Annotated in this window: 16 protein-coding genes and 1 tRNA gene; 5 read left to right on the top strand and 12 right to left on the bottom strand. The window is 39.6% G+C overall.

The window, feature by feature from the left end:
• Positions 1–892: 892 nt before the first annotated feature.
• The 8 genes from ABD915_RS05435 to rpmH form a co-directional block, all read right to left on the bottom strand.
• Positions 893–977 (bottom strand) — tRNA-Leu (locus ABD915_RS05435).
• 112 nt (positions 978–1089) lie between these two features.
• Complete coding sequence (locus ABD915_RS05430; RefSeq protein ID WP_345116260.1) at positions 1090–1710, bottom strand: 2,3-bisphosphoglycerate-dependent phosphoglycerate mutase; 621 nt, start codon at positions 1708–1710, stop codon at positions 1090–1092.
• Positions 1711–1738: 28 nt separating this feature from the next.
• On the bottom strand, positions 1739–2551 hold the full coding sequence (gene dapB, locus ABD915_RS05425) for a 4-hydroxy-tetrahydrodipicolinate reductase (protein ID WP_345116257.1): 813 nt from the start codon (positions 2549–2551) through the stop codon (positions 1739–1741).
• Positions 2552–2869: 318 nt separating this feature from the next.
• Positions 2870–3562 carry a glutathione S-transferase family protein gene (locus ABD915_RS05420; protein WP_345116254.1) on the bottom strand — a complete coding sequence of 231 codons (693 nt, stop codon included), beginning with the start codon at positions 3560–3562 and terminating at the stop codon, positions 2870–2872.
• Positions 3563–3701: 139 nt separating this feature from the next.
• Positions 3702–4349, bottom strand: coding sequence for a ribosome biogenesis GTP-binding protein YihA/YsxC (yihA, locus tag ABD915_RS05415; protein ID WP_345116251.1), 648 nt, complete (start codon positions 4347–4349; stop codon positions 3702–3704).
• Positions 4346–6199 carry a membrane protein insertase YidC gene (gene yidC, locus ABD915_RS05410; RefSeq protein ID WP_345116248.1) on the bottom strand — a complete coding sequence of 618 codons (1854 nt, stop codon included), beginning with the start codon at positions 6197–6199 and terminating at the stop codon, positions 4346–4348. Before yidC ends, yihA begins: the two co-directional genes overlap by 4 nt.
• The gene (gene rnpA, locus ABD915_RS05405; protein ID WP_345116245.1) at positions 6189–6575 is read right to left on the bottom strand and encodes a ribonuclease P protein component; all 387 of its coding nucleotides are present in this window, start codon (positions 6573–6575) and stop codon (positions 6189–6191) included. Before rnpA ends, yidC begins: the two co-directional genes overlap by 11 nt.
• 117 nt (positions 6576–6692) lie before the next feature.
• Positions 6693–6827, bottom strand: coding sequence for a 50S ribosomal protein L34 (gene rpmH / locus ABD915_RS05400; RefSeq protein WP_005864709.1), 135 nt, complete (start codon positions 6825–6827; stop codon positions 6693–6695).
• 617 nt (positions 6828–7444) lie between these two features.
• Here rpmH and ABD915_RS05395 point away from each other — a divergent pair.
• The 5 genes from ABD915_RS05395 to ABD915_RS05375 all read left to right on the top strand — a co-directional run bounded on the left by ABD915_RS05395 (position 7445) and on the right by ABD915_RS05375 (position 12230).
• Positions 7445–8530, top strand: a complete 1086-nt coding sequence (locus ABD915_RS05395; RefSeq protein WP_345116242.1) for an Mrp/NBP35 family ATP-binding protein — start codon at positions 7445–7447, stop codon at positions 8528–8530.
• 1221 nt (positions 8531–9751) lie between these two features.
• Positions 9752–10639, top strand: a complete 888-nt coding sequence (gene rsmI, locus ABD915_RS05390) for a 16S rRNA (cytidine(1402)-2'-O)-methyltransferase (RefSeq protein WP_345116240.1) — start codon at positions 9752–9754, stop codon at positions 10637–10639.
• Between the two features lie 24 nt (positions 10640–10663).
• A complete protein-coding gene (locus ABD915_RS05385) occupies positions 10664–11032 on the top strand; it encodes a YraN family protein (protein WP_345116237.1) in 369 nt (122 codons plus the stop codon).
• Positions 11033–11137: 105 nt separating this feature from the next.
• Positions 11138–11383, top strand: a complete 246-nt coding sequence (locus ABD915_RS05380) for a hypothetical protein (protein ID WP_345116235.1) — start codon at positions 11138–11140, stop codon at positions 11381–11383.
• A 55-nt stretch (positions 11384–11438) separates the two neighbouring features.
• Complete coding sequence (locus ABD915_RS05375) at positions 11439–12230, top strand: pyrroline-5-carboxylate reductase (RefSeq protein ID WP_345116232.1); 792 nt, start codon at positions 11439–11441, stop codon at positions 12228–12230.
• Between the two features lie 927 nt (positions 12231–13157).
• Here the strand turns inward: ABD915_RS05375 and ABD915_RS05370 are convergent.
• The 4 genes from ABD915_RS05370 to ABD915_RS05355 are packed head-to-tail and all read right to left on the bottom strand — an operon-like array spanning position 13158 to position 16700.
• Positions 13158–14819, bottom strand: coding sequence for an electron transfer flavoprotein-ubiquinone oxidoreductase (locus tag ABD915_RS05370; protein WP_345116229.1), 1662 nt, complete (start codon positions 14817–14819; stop codon positions 13158–13160).
• Positions 14820–14822: 3 nt separating this feature from the next.
• Positions 14823–14978 carry a hypothetical protein gene (locus tag ABD915_RS05365; protein ID WP_345116226.1) on the bottom strand — a complete coding sequence of 52 codons (156 nt, stop codon included), beginning with the start codon at positions 14976–14978 and terminating at the stop codon, positions 14823–14825.
• 3 nt (positions 14979–14981) lie between these two features.
• Positions 14982–15902, bottom strand: coding sequence for an electron transfer flavoprotein subunit alpha/FixB family protein (locus ABD915_RS05360; RefSeq protein WP_345116223.1), 921 nt, complete (start codon positions 15900–15902; stop codon positions 14982–14984).
• A gap of 51 nt (positions 15903–15953) precedes the next feature.
• Positions 15954–16700 carry an electron transfer flavoprotein subunit beta/FixA family protein gene (locus tag ABD915_RS05355; protein WP_345116220.1) on the bottom strand — a complete coding sequence of 249 codons (747 nt, stop codon included), beginning with the start codon at positions 16698–16700 and terminating at the stop codon, positions 15954–15956.
• Positions 16701–16965 lie beyond the last annotated feature (265 nt).

Here is a 16965-nt window from a genome sequence, read left to right as displayed (position 1 = left end):
CCTTTGAAATTGGTCCTTTTCTGTTTTTTAATGAATGATATTCTCTGTTACGTTTTTCCAGATAATCCGAACAGTGTTGCTACAACGCAAGTCTGTATAGCAAAAACATCAATCCAAACGCGTTCATAAATTCTAAGATTCTACTCTTTATAATGTTTCTCTATATTTTTGCTGTTCAAAGAGGGAAGATATATTTTTTTGAGAGGTACCCTTTTTATGTCATCAGGCTGAATTGGATCTTCAATCGATTGTCCCTTGAAGAAAATCTGTGCATGCCTTCAGAAAGTTCTTAGCCATTGCAGGGCGTTTCTTTGCGTCGTTTAAGCTATGATATATTTTTTGATTTTTGGCTATGGTGTATATAAAGTCTGTTTCTTTTATTAGAATTTTCGTTTTTTGACTTTTGTATAATTGGGGGAGGCTCTATCCTTTCTGGAAGAGCTCTGCCAACGAATTTTCAATAAGTTTGTTTGGTTTTTAGATTTAGGATATGTATCTTTATAATTTAGAAAGCACGATTTTTTTGTCGTCAAAGAACTTTTTCGTTTCATAAGTTTTGCGTTTTTTATACTTAGATCTACGATTCATACGCACATACCATATAACTTTATCCCACTGCGTGATTTGACAAGATGAGGTGCTGGGTTGAGTATGGCTTAATCTATTAATGTGGATTTTAATATTCTGATTGAATTTTTTATAACGAAAAAGCACTCATGTGCTGATAGTGGATTAATAGATATCGCTGAAAAATTCCTCTAAAAGAAATTGTGATTCATAATACATTGTGGGGGCACGTTCGAAAATCCTATTCTCTTACTTTTATCTACGCATCCCGAACCGTAAAAAATATATGGAAAAACAAAATCTTAATAGATATAAAAAAAGAACATGGTGCCCAAAAGAGGACTCGAACCTCCACGCCTTGCGGCACAGGTACCTGAAACCTGCGCGTCTACCAATTCCGCCATCTGGGCTTAAAATTCATCTAAGCTTGTGAGGAAATTCTGTCAATAAAATTATAGAATTTATTCTTAAGCTGAAAGCTATTGGATTAAACTCTGTATATCCACTACAATTTTAGAAATTTCAAGGGGTGATGATTGTCTTTGAAGAAATTGTTGAGTCGGAATTGAATGTGTAAACAATAGGAATGCCAGTTGCTAATTCTTGAGATTTAATTTCTTCACTGTTTAGACCTTCAAGTGCCATAATAAGTGCACGAAGAGAATTACCATGTGCTGCAAGTAAAACAGTTTCAGAGCGTAAAACATGCGGTTGGATATGGTAAAGATAGTAAGGCAAAACGCGAGCAACAGTATCGCGTAAGCTTTCTCCATTAGGGGGTGCAATAGTATAGGAACGGCGCCATATTTGCACTTGTTCTTCTCCCCATTGTTTGCGTACTTCATCTTTATTCAGACCGGCGAGATCACCATAATTGCGTTCATTTAATGCTGGATTTTTTATTAATTGCAAATCTGATTGTCCCATCTGCTCTAAAATATGCTGTGCCGTTTTTTGCGCGCGCTGTAAAGCAGACGTATAAGCGATATCAAATTTCAAACCTGCTGCTTTGAGTTTCTTTCCTGCTGCTATTGCTTCTGCATGACCTTTTTCTGATAAATCGGGATCTTTCCAACCAGTGAAAAGATTTTTGATATTCCATTCACTTTGTCCATGGCGGATGAGTACAAGTGTGCGTCCCATTGTGAATTTCCTACTTTACATTGACTCTTTAGAATTCATCGTCTAATCCCAAAACGTCAAGCATGGAATAAAGACCATGTTTGTGGTTCTTTGCCCACAAAGCTGCTCTTAATGCACCATTAGCAAAAATAGAGCGTTCTTGTGCTATGTGTGAAAGAACAATTCGCTCACTTGAACCGGCAAAAGTAACACTGTGGTCACCGACAACCGTTCCACCTCGTGAACAGGCAAAGCCTATCGTACCTTTCGCACGCTCTCCTGTGTGGCCATTGCGTCCACTGACACTCACATTTTTAAGCATAACATTGCGACCTTCGGCTGCTGCATTCCCAAGAAGAAGAGCTGTTCCAGAAGGGGCATCAACTTTGCTAGAATGATGCATCTCGTAAATCTCAATATCAAACTCATCCGCGTTTAATGCTTTAGCTGCTTTCTTTACGAAGCTGGCCAAAAGATTGACTCCGAGACTCATGTTTCCGGATTTGACAATAGTTGTATATTGCGCAAAATCTGCAATTTGTGCTTCCTCTGTTTTGCTAAACCCTGTTGTTCCGATAATATGAACTAGGCTTTTTTTGGCGGCATAGTTGGCGTAGAGTATACTGGCTTGTGGCTGTGAAAAATCTAAAATGCCTTCTGTATTAGAAAAGGCATTCTCGGGATCATCTGTGATACGAATATTGAGAAAGTCTGAACCAATCAATGTACTGGCATCTTTATCTACAAAAGGTGATCCTTTTCGTACAAGTACTGAACAAAGCTCTATGTCTTTTCTACGCTGGATAGCTGTAATGAGTTCACGTCCCATTCTCCCATTAGCACCAACAACTGTAAGGCGCATATTTATCTCCTTATGATACTTTATTCTTTGAAGTATAGGTAAATTCTCTTCTTTTTTCTAATGGTTCTTTCTCTTTAAGAGAAAAATTTACCTCTTTAAGCTATGTGAACAAATTACTGCTTTATATAAGCTCGTGATGAGAGATACCTTCATTATCGTTATAGAGTAAATAATGTCAATGTAATGCAATATGTTTTTTAACATATACTGAGGAGGATGAAAAATTACGCATGATGTATACAAATGCATCAGCTTTCATTGGTGAAGAGGCATATTATCCGTTTAAATATTGTTTCACTTATTATCAATAACAGGTAATTAGAAGTCAAGATCTGCATAATGAGGACTCGCAACAATGCCGCGGATGCGATCTGCTAAAAGAGGGCGAAAAGAAGGCCGCGATTTAATCCGCATATACCAATCTTTGGCTGCTGGGGATTGCTCCCAGTCAATTTCCCCTAGAAAATCAAGTACAGAAATAGTAGCTGCGGCTGCCAAATCCGCATAGGATAATTCTGAGCCGACTAACCAGTCGCGAGATGCGCAAAGCCAATTGAGATAGTTCATATGCGGTAAAATATTAGCGCGCGCATTGCGTAAAATTTGTGAATCAGGAGCTCCTCCGCCAATGGTTAGTGGCATTTCACGTTTATAGATTCTTTCTCGTACAATATGGCGTGTAGCTTCATTTTCAAATTTATTTAAAAACCAGTCGTTGAGACGACGTACCTCGGCCCGATCTAAAGGATTTTCCGGAAAGAGCTTATTCTCTTGTCGCAAACTCCCGTGTGTTTCATCTAAATATTCGTAAATAACAAGAGCGCCTGATAAGGGAGTTTCGTGTTCAGCAAGAAGAACGGGAACATGACCAGCAGGATTAAGTGCGAGAAATTCGTGTCTTCTTGCCCACTCATGTTCTACAATGAGTTGAGTACTTATATTATATTCTGCAAGAATAAGACGTATGAAGCGGGATGCAGAAGAAAGGGGGGAGTGGAAAAGTGTTAGCATAATTTACACTGTTATATAGAGTTGGTAAGAATTCTTTCAAGTAACAGGAATTTTTATAAAGATGCTTTATGGGAAGCACAAGATTATTAGCAGAAGCTCACAATTATGTTTAATGAATTATTAATAACAAGAATGTGTTCTATACTGTGATTGCTTGCAAAATGGCGGTACGCATTTCTTCTAAACCTAACGCTTTTTCTGAAGATGTCACAAGAAGTTCAGGATAAGCTGCTGGATGTTTGAGAAGCTTTGTTTTTGTAGTTATTATTAATTTTGCAAGTTCAGGCGATTTGATTTTATCACTCTTTGTCAAAACAATCTGATAAGAGACGGCTGCTTTATCAAGGAGATCCAACACATCAGTATCATTCTTTTTGATTCCGTGACGTGCATCAATCAAGACATAAACACGTTTCAGTGTTGTGCGACCCCGTAAATAGCTAAAAACGAGACGTGTCCACGCATCAACCAAATTTTTAGGGGCTTCAGCAAAACCGTAACCTGGCATATCTACAAGTGCTATAGGAGGAAGATCTCCCAGTTGTCCGCTGTAACCATCAGGTACAAAGTAATTAAGTTCCTGAGTACGTCCTGGTGTATTTGAGGTGCGCGCCAAGCTTTTTTGTTGGACGAGTGCGTTTATTAGGGAAGATTTCCCAACATTGGAACGTCCTGCAAATGCAATCTCCGGCGGTCCTTCGGGTGGAAGAAAGCGTATTGCAGGCACACCGCGAATAAAAATCCAATTACGAGAAAAAATTCCAGAAAGGGAAGAACATTTTGTCATTCATGCGCTTCTTTGTTGGCATGTGCTTCTTTTTTGGGTGATTTTCGCCACATAGCTTTAAGATTATCGAAAAGCTCAATTTTAACTCCTTGACGTTTCATCATGATACCCTGCTGAATCATTGATAATATATTGTTCCATGCCCAATAGATGACAAGACCAACTGGGAAAGAAGCCAGCATAAAGGTAAAGATGACCGGCATCCATGTGAAAATCATAGCTTGTGTTTGGTCTTGGGGAGCTGGGTTCATACGCATTTGTAAAAACATCGTTATCCCCATGATCAAAGGCCATGCACCAAGCATAAGAAATGCTGGGACTGTGTAAGGCAAAAGGCCAAACAGGTTAAAAAGAGAAGTCGGATCGGGCGCTGCTAAGTCTTGAATCCAGCCAAAGAAAGGGGCATGCCGCATTTCGATGGTGATATATAGAACTTTATAAAGAGCAAAGAATATTGGAAATTGCACCAACATTGGCCAGCAGCCTGCAAGAGGATTAATTTTTTGGGTTTTATACAGTTCTATTATTGCTTGTTGTTGCTTGGTTCGGTCATCTGGATATTTTTCTTTGATTTCTAGGAGCATTGGTTGCATGAGCTTCATGCGCGCCATAGATTTGTAGGACTTATTTGCTAGCGGGAAGAGAAGCGTTTTCAAAAGCACTGTGACAAGAAGAATGGCGATGCCAAAGTTTCCCGTTTGTTTGTAAAGGATATCAATAAGGGAAAACATTGGTTTGGTGATAAAATCAAACCAACCCCAATCGATTAAAAGAGCAAATTTCTTGATTTTCAGGTCATTTTGATAGTGATTAATGATTTCAACTTGTTTTGCACCAGCAAAAAGACGATTTGTAATGGTTTTCGTTTCATTGGGGGCAATAGTTAAAAGCGATCCTAGCAAATCAGATTGATAATGGGTATTCAAACGATCAAAATAAATAAAGCGGCTTGTATATTCTTTATCTTGTGGGGGAATAACCGCTACAGCCCAATATTTATCAGTAATACCAATCCAGCCTCCTGTGACTTTGGAGAAAGTCATACTTTTCTGGCCATTATCAGGATTCGGATTAAGTTCTGCTAAGCTTTTGTATTTTTCAGTTTTGAGTGTATCATCTGCAATAGCTATCATGCCTTCATGAAGCAAATAGGTTGCATTTGTATGTTCTGGTGGGGCTGCACGTGCAACGCGTGCATAGGATGAGAGATATATTGGTTTATCCCCTTCATTGCTGATAGAATCCTCAATGGTAAACATGTAGTGGTCATCAACAGAAAGGGTACGGCGGAAGATTTGTCCCTGTCCGTTATTATAAATCAAAGTAACGGGTGTTGAAGGAGTCAGTGTCCTATTGCTTCCCTCTATTTGCCATTGTGTATTGGATTGTGGCAAAGCGTTCGCTGGCAAAGATGAACTGGTAAAACCAAATTCGGCAAGGTAGGTTGTTTTGAAGCCTTGGGGGTTCAGCAAAGCGATTTCCGGTGATGTCTTATCTACCGTTAGACGATATTTTTTAAGCAGAAGATCATCAAATTGGGCACCAGTAAGATTAATAGAGCCTTCAAGTTCACTGGTTTTTATTGCGATACGGTCTGTTTTGGCTAATTCAATATTCCGAATCTCAGGAGTCAACGGGTGATCGATTGTAGGGGCGGATCCGTGCGTTGATGCAAGGTCAGAGAAATTTGTATTGGTAGTGGAATCGGAGTGTTGTTTTGACAATTGCTGTGTGATTATTTGTTTTTGTTGTATCTCTGCGTGTTTGGGAGCAACATAAAGAAATTGCCATGCAATAAGCACTGCAAAAGACAATCCAATGGCTATGAAGAAATTGCGGTTATATTCCATTCGTACTACCTTGTTGCCGTTGTTGTTTTGTTTTTGATCTTATTCGCCGACTTAATTCACTGATCAAAGATTTAAAAGGTGCGTGTAGCGCATCAGGATGCGCTATAATGACATAGTCTGTTCCTGCCTCCATGTCTTCTGCTAAACCAACTCTCACTGCTTCACGCAGGCGCCTTTTGATACGATTGCGTTTGACAGCATTGCCGTTTTTACGTGTGACAGTGAAGCCTACACGTGGAACAAGGGAAGATTTTTCTGCTGTTTGTTCACGGGACTTAACTTCGAGTAAAAATAAGGGACCACGTCGTTTCTCTCCTGTGCGTACAGCCAAAAAATCCGCTCTCTTGCGAATGCGGCAGGGATGTTTTTTCTTCATAAGAGCGCTTCGCAATTTTACTAAATGCCTGCAGAAGCAGGCATTGGAGGTTCATAACGGAAGTTCCACAACAAAGAAGTGACGCATCATATTCAACAGTTGTGAAAAATTAAATGGTTAAGCAGATAATCGCTTACGTCCACGTGCCCGCCTTGCGGCAATGACTTTACGGCCACCAGCTGTTGCCATACGTGCACGAAAGCCATGGCGGCGTTTGCGAACAAGTTTAGAGGGTTGATAAGTACGTTTCATTTATTTAAATACCGCGGCGTGCGGCCCTTCTTAGCTCTATGAGCAGTTATTATGCTAGATGAACAATTTTATCCTATCATACGACTGCTCATCCATAAGGAAAAACATAAAAAAAGTCAATCTTAGATTATTTTTCTCTCTCTTGAAAAAATAGAAAAAGCTCTATGATGGATATTCATTTTGTACGTGATACCTTTAAAATATAAAAAAATGATTATTGGTTGCAACATTCACTTTATCGTTATTTCTCCTATGGCAAAAATGCATGAGCAAGGCCTTAAGGTGCTAAAGAAAGCAAAGTGATTTGTGATTGTATATTTATAAAAAGCGTTATTTTTATAACAATATAAGAAGTTTTCTCAATTTTGTTTCTTAAAGGAACTTGTAAGAAATTTGTATAGAGTGATTGTAGAACAAGATATGTTTGGACGGATTTCGTTATAGAATGTACGCTTGAGTTTTTTATTTGAGATGAGTTTAGTGTTTTGAAAAGATGAGATATAAGATATTTTACAATTTATTGTTCTCATAAAGCGGGGAATTTTTAGGTGATTACCTTTCTGGGGTTTTCGTCTTTATTTCCGTGTTCTTTGGGATCAGTATAGAGAGGAAAGAGCGTGAATCTTATCACAAGCGAAGCTATCCGCAACGCATTACGTAAAGTTAAAGGACCGAATTTTGAAAGCGACATTGTATCGTTGGGTCTTGTTTCAGAAATATTGGTTGCTGATGGTAAGGTTTTCTTTTCCATTACAGTTCCTGATGGACGTGTGCAAGAATGGGAATTATTGCGCTGTGTTGCTGAAGAAGTGGTGTCGGCTATGGAAGGGGTTGAATCTGTTGTTGTCACACTTACGGCAGAAAGAAAAATGAGGATGTCTTCTCAGGTGCATAGAGATGCACTGCTAAAACGTAGAGCAGATCTGTTGCCTGTAAAAATGCCGATAGAAGGTGTGCGGCATGTGATTGCGGTTGCTTCTGGAAAAGGAGGCGTTGGCAAATCTACAATGGCAATCAATATTGCTTTAGCTTTACAAAATTCTGGTTTCAAAACAGGGGTTATGGATGCAGATATCTATGGTCCATCTTTGCCACGATTGACAGGACTTGTTAATCAAAAAATACAACTCATTGGTGGGAAAAAACTTCAACCGCTTGAAAAATTCGGTCTTAAATTGATGTCGATGGGATTTTTGGTGGAAGAAGAAAAGCCGGTGGTCTGGCGTGGTCCTATGGTCATGGCAGCTGTGACGCAATTGCTAAGAGATGTTTTATGGGGACCTCTTGATATTTTGGTGGTTGATATGCCACCGGGAACAGGGGATGCACAATTGACACTTGCTCAACAAGTACAGTTAACGGGTGCGCTGATCGTTTCTACTCCGCAAGATCTTGCGCTCGTTGATGCGCGTAAAGCGATAGAAATGTTTATGAAAGTTAATGTTCCCATTCTAGGACTCATTGAGAATATGAGTTATTTTATTGCTCCTGATACGGGAAAACGCTACGATATTTTTGGCCATGGTGGCGCGCGTGCAGAAGCGGAACGTCGAGGGGTTCCTTTCTTAGCAGAAGTGCCGCTGGATGCAGCTTTACGGTCTTCTTCAGATGAAGGAGTGCCTATCTTTGTTGCTAAGTCTAGTGAAGAGCATACCAAGCTTTATTGCACGATTGTTGATCAAGTAAAAAACAAATTTTTTTAGATTTTTGTTTTTTAGTAGGGTTTACTAAAAGACAATAATTTAAAATATTAAAGAGCTATTTCATTAGTGATCCCAGTATGTGTCTCATTGTTGAATGAAATGTTTCAAAAGGTCAACAAATGAGAAATTGGTCATGCAAGATGCAAGTGGGTGTTTCAACAAGGAATGCTCTCCAAAGCGTGTCGTAACAAGCCGGCACCATCATTATATTTGCCAGCCCCCAATGTTGTGACAGATCTTGCATTAAGACGGTTCATAAGAGCCATTTTTAGCCCTTTCTTACACAAATTTTATCCACACATTCATCCCGCTTTTGATGTGCAAGGGAGTGATTTTGATTGATGCAACATAAACAGATTTGAAATGAGAGAATCTTACAGTATTCGGGTTTCTCATTCAATATGAATAACGTTAGATTATCATTATAAATCAATGTCTTATCGTAGAAGGTAAAGCTGTAAGGTGGAGAAGAGCTATTGGCATTTACGCGCCAAAGAAAATTGTAAAGCAAATGAAAACAATTTAGGCAAAATTGTATAAACCGTGAAAGGTTGTCCAAAAAGGTGGTCTAAAAACAGCTCATTAAAGAAAAAGCCATATATTTATATGTTTATGAAATAAAATGGCGCTTTATTTAAGCACGAAAGAAGCATTTTTCGATATGAAATTGCTGTAGATCGATCATATTACCGCAAAGGTTGGAGGAAATAGTGTAAAATGAGATCTTTAAATACTGAGGTTTTATGCTGCTTCAAAAACAATACAGTCAGTTCTTTTTGTTGCCAAAAGGAGCGATTTATGTTTGCTTGGGGTGGTGTTTTTACTTCCGCTGGAGGGGGAAGTTTAAAAAATGTTGGTTATAAGGGAAATCTGAAAAATTGAGCCTTTAAAAGGGGGAATATAAGATAGAGAAATGGGGGAAATTGTTGCTTCTGTTTTTGGAGCTGCTAGAGCATTGGTCCTTTGGAAATTTGTTCTGTGAGAAGCGATAGTGCTGATCAAACAGGTTATTAATGCTAAAAAAGGCACTGGATGTTCGGTTATCTTATTATGGTGCGATCTATGTTCAAGTTGGCAATTTTTTAGCAATGGCAATTTTTTGGCAATGGTAAAGATTTTTAGCGATGGCAAAGAAAATTTTATAGATATCACTTATGAACACGGGTAAAGCTTCTTGGGAAGAGTTTATGGAAAGAGAGTACTTGAATATGAAAGAAGGGCATGCGTGAAAAAGCATATTTTATAGGTGCTCATGCTTATTCTGCGCCTCTCATAGAACCAGCGCTTTATCTTGTGGCAACGCCTATTGGCAATCTTGCCGATATTACTCTTCGTGCTTTGCAAGTGCTGGCAGGCGTTGATATTTTAGCGTGTGAGGACACTCGGGTAACGCGTGTCCTGCTAAAACGTTACGGTATTCAGAAAAAAGCTTTTCTTTATCATGAACATAATGCGCAAAAGGCAGGGCCGAGGTTATTAGCGGCTTTGGCGGAAAATAAAACTGTGGCACTTGTCTCAGATGCTGGGACACCGCTTATTTCTGATCCCGGCTTTCGGCTAGTGGAAGAGGCACGTAAAGCTGGTCACAAAATTGTTCCCATTCCTGGTGCATCAGCTCTTTTGGCGGCTCTTATAACGACAGGTCTGCCCACCGATAGCTTTTTCTTTGCGGGTTTTTTGAGTGCGCGAAAAGTACAACGCCAAAAGCGATTAGAGCAATTAAAAACTATTCCCGCAACTTTGATTTTTTATGAATCACCGCATCGTCTTGTTGAGACTTTGCAGGATATGGTTGCTCTTTTTTCAGCGGATCGGCCCGCTGCAATCTGTCGGGAATTAACAAAAAAATTTGAAACGGTGGATGTGTCCAACTTAGGAAATTTATTTGAAAATTATAGCAAGCAAACGCATATTCGGGGGGAAATTGTTGTGCTTGTTGGAGAAGCACCTGCCTCTTTGGAGGTGATGAGTGATCAAGAGATTGATGAAATGTTATTAGAATTGGCGCATACACATTCTGCCGCTCAAACAGCTGCTTTGGCTGCAAAAAAGACCGGCTTAAAAAAGCAGGAGCTTTTTCGGCGGTTGAATTTTTTGAAAGATGCGTGAAACTTTAAAGGGGGGCGTAAGCTTATGCAAAAAAAGCGCAGGCAAAAGTCTTTCTATCGCGGTGTGCGTGCAGAAAAATGGGCAGCTTGGTGGTTGCGTCTCAAAGGGTTTCACATTGCGGAAATTCGTTTTAAAACAAAATGTGGTGAAATTGATTTAATTGCACGGCGTGGAAATCTTGTTTTAATGGTTGAGGTGAAAGCACGTTCAACCTTGGTTGAAGCAATGACAGCGGTTTCTCAGGTGAGTGAGAGACGCATTGAGGCAGCAGCCGATATTTGGTTGGCACGGCAAAAAGATCGTTCTCTTTTATGTGTGCGCTTTGATTTGATTGCAATTTTGCCGTGGCGTTTACCGCACCATATTCCAGCATTTTTTACGTCTGATAAGTAAAGAGCTCTAGAGCATTTTAACCGTGATAGATAAAAAACATTTTGTTTTTATATGTACATGGGGTAAAAAAGTGCGTAACAGTTTGAGCGCTATGAGGAGCGAAAGATGGACGATTATGAAAAGTTTGCAACCGGATTGTTGATTGTGTTTGGGGCGCTGATTATTGGTGGTTTAATGGCCATGCATATTGTGCTCATGAATAAAACAGGTTTTTTATGTGCGTTAGCAGCAGCTATTGTTGGTTGGTTTTCTGCTTTTGCGGTTCTCTTTGATAAGCCCAAAATCTATTTGGGATTGATTATTCTTGCTATGCTCTGTGTTGCTTCCTCAATTAGTGTTTATGTGAGTTAAAATGCTTGAAGTGCTGGTTGAGCTTTCTTTAAAATTATGAGAGCTAGGAGTAGAAATGAAAATTGGCTTTTTGGGAACGGGTAAAATCAGTGCTTCAATGATCGATGGTTTAATGACAAGCGCTTTTGACGTTCCTTCCATTATCATCTCACCACGCAATGCACAAAGTGCACAGCGTCTTTCACAAAAGTATGATAAGGTTCTCATTGCTGAGAATAATCAAGTGTTGTTGGACATGAGTGATTGTGTTTTTCTTTGCTTGCCCAACCAAATTGCTGAAGAAGTTTTGCGTTCTCTTCGTTTTCGTCCAGAACAGCTTGTTATTTCTGTGCTTGCTATGGCAAAAGTAGTACAGGTTGAAGAGTGGATTAATCATAAGGTTTATCGTGCTGTTCCGCTTCCTTTTGTGGCAGAATGTAAAAATTTGACGCCAATTTATCCTGATCATCCATTTTTACGCAGGCTATTTGATGCGCTGGGCGGTACATTGGTGCTGGATGCGGAAGATCAGTTTAACCTTTTCATGACTGCTGGTTCACTCATGGGAGTTTATTTTAATTTTATAGAAACAACGCATCAATGGTTTGTAACAAAAGGCTTAAAAAAAGAGCAGGCAGCAAATTTTCTCGCCATGATGTTTGGAAATCTTACGGACGAAATGCGCAAAATTACAGCTGCTGATAGTTCTACATCTCTTGATTTTGCATTGCTTGAGAAAGAGTTTTCAACAAAGGGGGGAACAAATGAGCTTTTGTCAAACTGTTTTTCTCGCCAAGGAGGAAGAAGAGCTTTAACAACCGCTCTTGAAACCACTTTGCAAAAAATGAATACCTCATTTACAAATTAAAACGCTTGATCAATATTTTCTTTTCTCATCCAAATGAGAGGGGTATTCATGCATTCATTTGTATCCGCATGAACACAGATCAACAAAATTGTTTGTTATGCATATGCAATAGCGCGCAGATTGATATCCGAGATAATTGCTATAATATGTTGATTTTTAGTATAAATTAGCATTACGTATATTGAAATGAGCCTCTTGTAATCTTTCATATTCATATCCTTTCGTTCTGAATCAAGAAAAACTCTTTCAATGTAGGTTCATAAAGAAACTGGCATGTGTATCGAAAAGCAGTTTTAGAATGGTGTAAATACGTTTCTTTATCAACTGGTTTCATGCAATAGCAAGTACAACATTTTGATGTAGCAAATAGAATGGTGGTGCCTGCTTGTACTTTTATAAAAGCTTGTGGTGCTCAATAGATCTTGCGTTATTGTTCATGGAGGGAGGTTGGAAATGGGCGTTGGGAGCAACGAGAGACGTCTTTCTAAAGTAAATTTATGAATGAGTAGCGTAATAGTCTACTGTGCTTCGTAAGGAAAGAACGAGAAAAAAGCAGAAGCATGAAGTGCTGCGCAATCACCATTCTTTAAAAGATATTGCTGTGGATGTTTTGGGAAGTTGTAAAATCAACTTAAAAAGAGATGGTGAAGATGGGCAATGATTTCTATCTTTACAAGTAGAATGGTCAAAATATTTTAGCCATTGTTTTGTCATTGATAGATAGTTTTTAATAACAGTATGTTATTTTTTCTGATAAAAAAAGTGATGGGTAATGAGAGTATTTTATTGTGGAATGTGGTTGGAATAGATTTCACTTTGTAAAAGGACTTATACCTTGAAGATATCGGATGGATTCTGAGTTTTGCAAGGAAGCATTCTTATTGATTAGGTTTTTACGGATTCCCCTTTTAGTGGAATGAACAATAGTTACATATTTGGATAAAGGGGCCCCTCATTGCCTTGCGGACAGGTCCAATTGATATTCTGGTTAGGATCTTTGATATCGCAGGTTTTACAATGTATGCAGTTTGAAGCGTTGATAACATAAATTTCCTGATTATTATGGTCTCGCCATTCATAGACAGCGGCAGGGCAGTAGCGTGCGGAAGGTCCTCCATAAATTGCATATTCGGAGTCTTTTTGTTTTTCTAATGAGGCTATTTTTAAATGGCAGGGTTGATTTTCTTCGTGGTGCGTATTGGAAAGTGCAACACTGGAAAGACGATCAAAGGTTACAATCCCATCTGGTTTTGGATAAGCAATGGGTTGAAACTTTTCTGCTGGTTCAAGACATGCATAATCTGCTTTTCCATGGGAGAGTGTTCTAAATAAGGAAAATCCGAACAGCTGTTGCCACCACATATCAAAGCCGGCAAGCTTGATCCCATATTTTGTGCCTAATTTTGTCCAGAGTGGTTTGGCATTGCGTGCTTTATAAAGATCTTTGCCAATGGGGCCTTTTCGCCAATGTTCTTCGATTTCTTTGACTTCATCATGAGCGCGACCTTGTGCAAGAGCTGTAGCAATTTTCTCGGCTGCCAATATTCCGGATAAAATGGCGTTGTGTGATCCCTTGATACGAGGAACATTGACAAAACCGGCAGAACAGCCAATAAGCGCTCCACCGGGAAAGGTAAGTTTTGGTACAGATTGCCAGCCACCTTCACTGATCACGCGTGCTCCATAGGAAAGGCGTTTTGCACCTTTGAAGATTTCATAGAGTTTAGGATGGGTTTTAAAACGTTGAAATTCTTCAAAGGGAGAAAGATAAGGATTTTTATAATCTAAGTGCAAAACAAAACCGACAGAAATTAAATTGTTTTCTTGATGATAAAGAAAACCTCCACCGCCGGTATTGTTGTCTAAGGGCCAACCGGTGAAATGTTGAACTAAACCAAGCTTATGTTTTGAGGGCTCAACTTTCCAGAGCTCTTTGAGACCGAGACCAAACTTTTGTGGTTCACGATTTTTGCTAAGTTCGAATTTCTGTATCAGTTGTTTTGCAATGGAACCACGTGCTCCTTCCGCAATGAGAGTATATTTTGCCAGTAATGCCATACCGGGCATAAAATTCTCTCCAGGGGTTCCATCTTTGTTAAGCCCCATATCACCCGTAAGAACACCAATGATAGCTCCGTTATCGCTTTGGATGGTATCCGATATGGCAAATCCAGGATAGATTTCAACACCGAGTGCTTCGGCTTTTTTGCTCAGCCAGCGACAGACATCGCCAAGCGAAACGATGTAGCAACCGTCATTTGATAAGATTTTGGGGCGAAGAATATTGGGAAATAGTATAGCGTGCTTCGGTGTTAGTGAAAAAAATTGGTCACTGCTAACAGGTGTTTTAAAGGGATGATCGTGTTCATTCCTCCATTCTGGTAAGAGTGTATCAATGCCGATAGGATCAATAACTGCACCAGACAGAATGTGAGCACCGACTTCGCTCCCTTTTTCAACGACTATGACAGAGAGCTCAGGGTTAATCTGTTTAAGGCGAATTGCAGCGGAAAGCCCTGCAGGTCCTGCTCCGACAATCACTATGTCAAATTCCATACTTTCACGTTGGTGATGCAGAGGTGCATTCATGGCTTATAAGGCTTTCTCCAACTTTAGAATAATTTGGTGAAGATCATCCACAAGGGGATAATCAGCGATTTTCATGGCGAAAGGTTTTGCAAGTTTCGCTCTGACAATCACTCTGTCAAATTCTATACTTTCGCGTTGGTGATGCAGAGGTGCATTCATGGCTTATAAAGCTTTCTCCAACTCTGGAATAATTTGGTGAAGGTCGCCTACAAGAGCGTAATCAGCAATTTGCATGATAGGTGCTTCTTCATCTTTATTAATAGCAACAATAACTTGTGCATCCATTATACCGGCTAAATGCTGGATTGCACCGGAAATGCCGACAGCAATATAGAGCTCAGGGGCCACAACTTTGCCTGTTTGTCCAATTTGCCAATCATTGGGAGCATAACCTGCATCAACGGCTGCACGGCTGGCACCCAAAGCAGCTTCTAGCTTATTTGCAAGAGGGAGAAGAAGTGCCATAAACTTCTCTTGTGAACCAAGACCGCGTCCGCCTGATACAATAACACGGGCTGAGGTAAGTTCAGGGCGATTGCTTTTGTTGGTTTCTGCTTTTACGAAAGAAGAAAGGTTTGGATTAGGGGCTGGTGTTATTGTTTTAATGGGAGCAGCATCATTTTTTTGTGGGGTTGGTGTGAAAGAGGCAGTTCGAACTGTTATAACCTTTTGACGATCATTGGTGCGTACAGTTTCAATGGCATTTCCTGCATAAATTGTTCGTTTGAAAGTATCAGGTGCAATCACGGCGATAATGTCTGAAATTTGCATAAGATCAAGAAGAGCAGCTATGCGCGGCATCACATTTTTTCCGGTGCTGGTAGAGGCAGCCATGAGCACATCATAATCATGCGCATATTTTATGATTGTATCGGCTACAGGTTCGGCCAAATGATGTGCTAAATAATCAGCTTCAGCGATAAGAACTTGCCGTACACTCGTGAGTTTAGCAGTGTTTTCAGCGATCTCTTGAACATTTTTTCCACAAACTAAAATATCAATATCGCTACTTATTGCGCGAGCAGCGGTGAGTGCTTTTGCGGTTTCTTCTGTATTCTGTTCGGCTAATAAAAGAATTGCCATAAGTTTTTGCCCTTTTATGCATTATTGTTTTTGATCACTTAGTTATCGAATTTAAATGCGATTGGTTTGTTTTAGCGCATTGACAAGCTCTGCCACATTAGCCACCTTGATACCGGATTTACGCGGTTTTGGCTCTTCAACACTAAGAACTGTTAAGCGCGCTTGCGTCTCTACACCAAGCTCAGAAAGCGCCTTTTGTTCAATAGGTTTCTTTCTTGCTTTCATAATATTGGGCAAAGAAGTATAACGCGGTTCGTTTAACCGTAGATCAGCAGTCATAACTATGGGAAGAGGGAGGCAAATGGTTTGGGTACCATCATCTACTTCGCGGATGACAGTTACATGCCCGTTTTCTATGTTTAGGCTTGAAGCAAAAGTTGCTTGTCCCCAACCAAGAAGAGCTGCTAGCATTTGTCCAGTTTGATTGCTATCATCATCAATGGCTTGTTTTCCCAAAAAGACCATATCTGGTTTTTCTTCATGCACAATAGCCTTGAGAACCTTAGCAATTGCTAAAGGCTCAAGTGTTTCCTGTGTTGTGACAAGGAGTGCGCGGTCGGCACCCATTGCTAGTCCAGTTCGCAAAGTTTCTTGCGCTGCTTCTGGTCCAATTGAAACAAGAACGATTTCAGAAACTTTCCCAGATTCTTTCTGGCGGATTGCTTCTTCTACGGCAATTTCGTCAAAAGGGTTCATGGACATTTTTACATGGGATAGATCAACACCTGTGTTATCGGGTTTGACGCGTATCTTAATGTTATAATCAACAACACGTTTGACAGCGACAATTATCTTCATGATGATCCTCTTTGTTTGTATGATCACAAGTTTATAGTAATAACCATAAGAAACCAAATCCTTTAGAATTGAATCTCATGTATCATTGGTTTTCCTATTATATCAGTTTTCTTATGGGGGCTTATACTTTTTATCATCGTTACGCATCTCTATTTTTCCTTTTTTTATGCTTTAATAATTGCCATCTTCGCTTGAATAAAAAGTAAAAAACAAAAAACATTTATTTCAAAAGAATGTGTTCAGCATAGTTTTTGAAACAGTTATA

The sequence above is a fragment of the Bartonella jaculi genome, assembly GCF_039543045.1.
Taxonomy (GTDB): Bacteria; Pseudomonadota; Alphaproteobacteria; order Rhizobiales; family Rhizobiaceae; genus Bartonella; species Bartonella jaculi.
The sequence above is the reverse complement of the archived record's forward strand: the minus strand, read 5'-3'. Positions and strand labels throughout refer to the sequence as shown.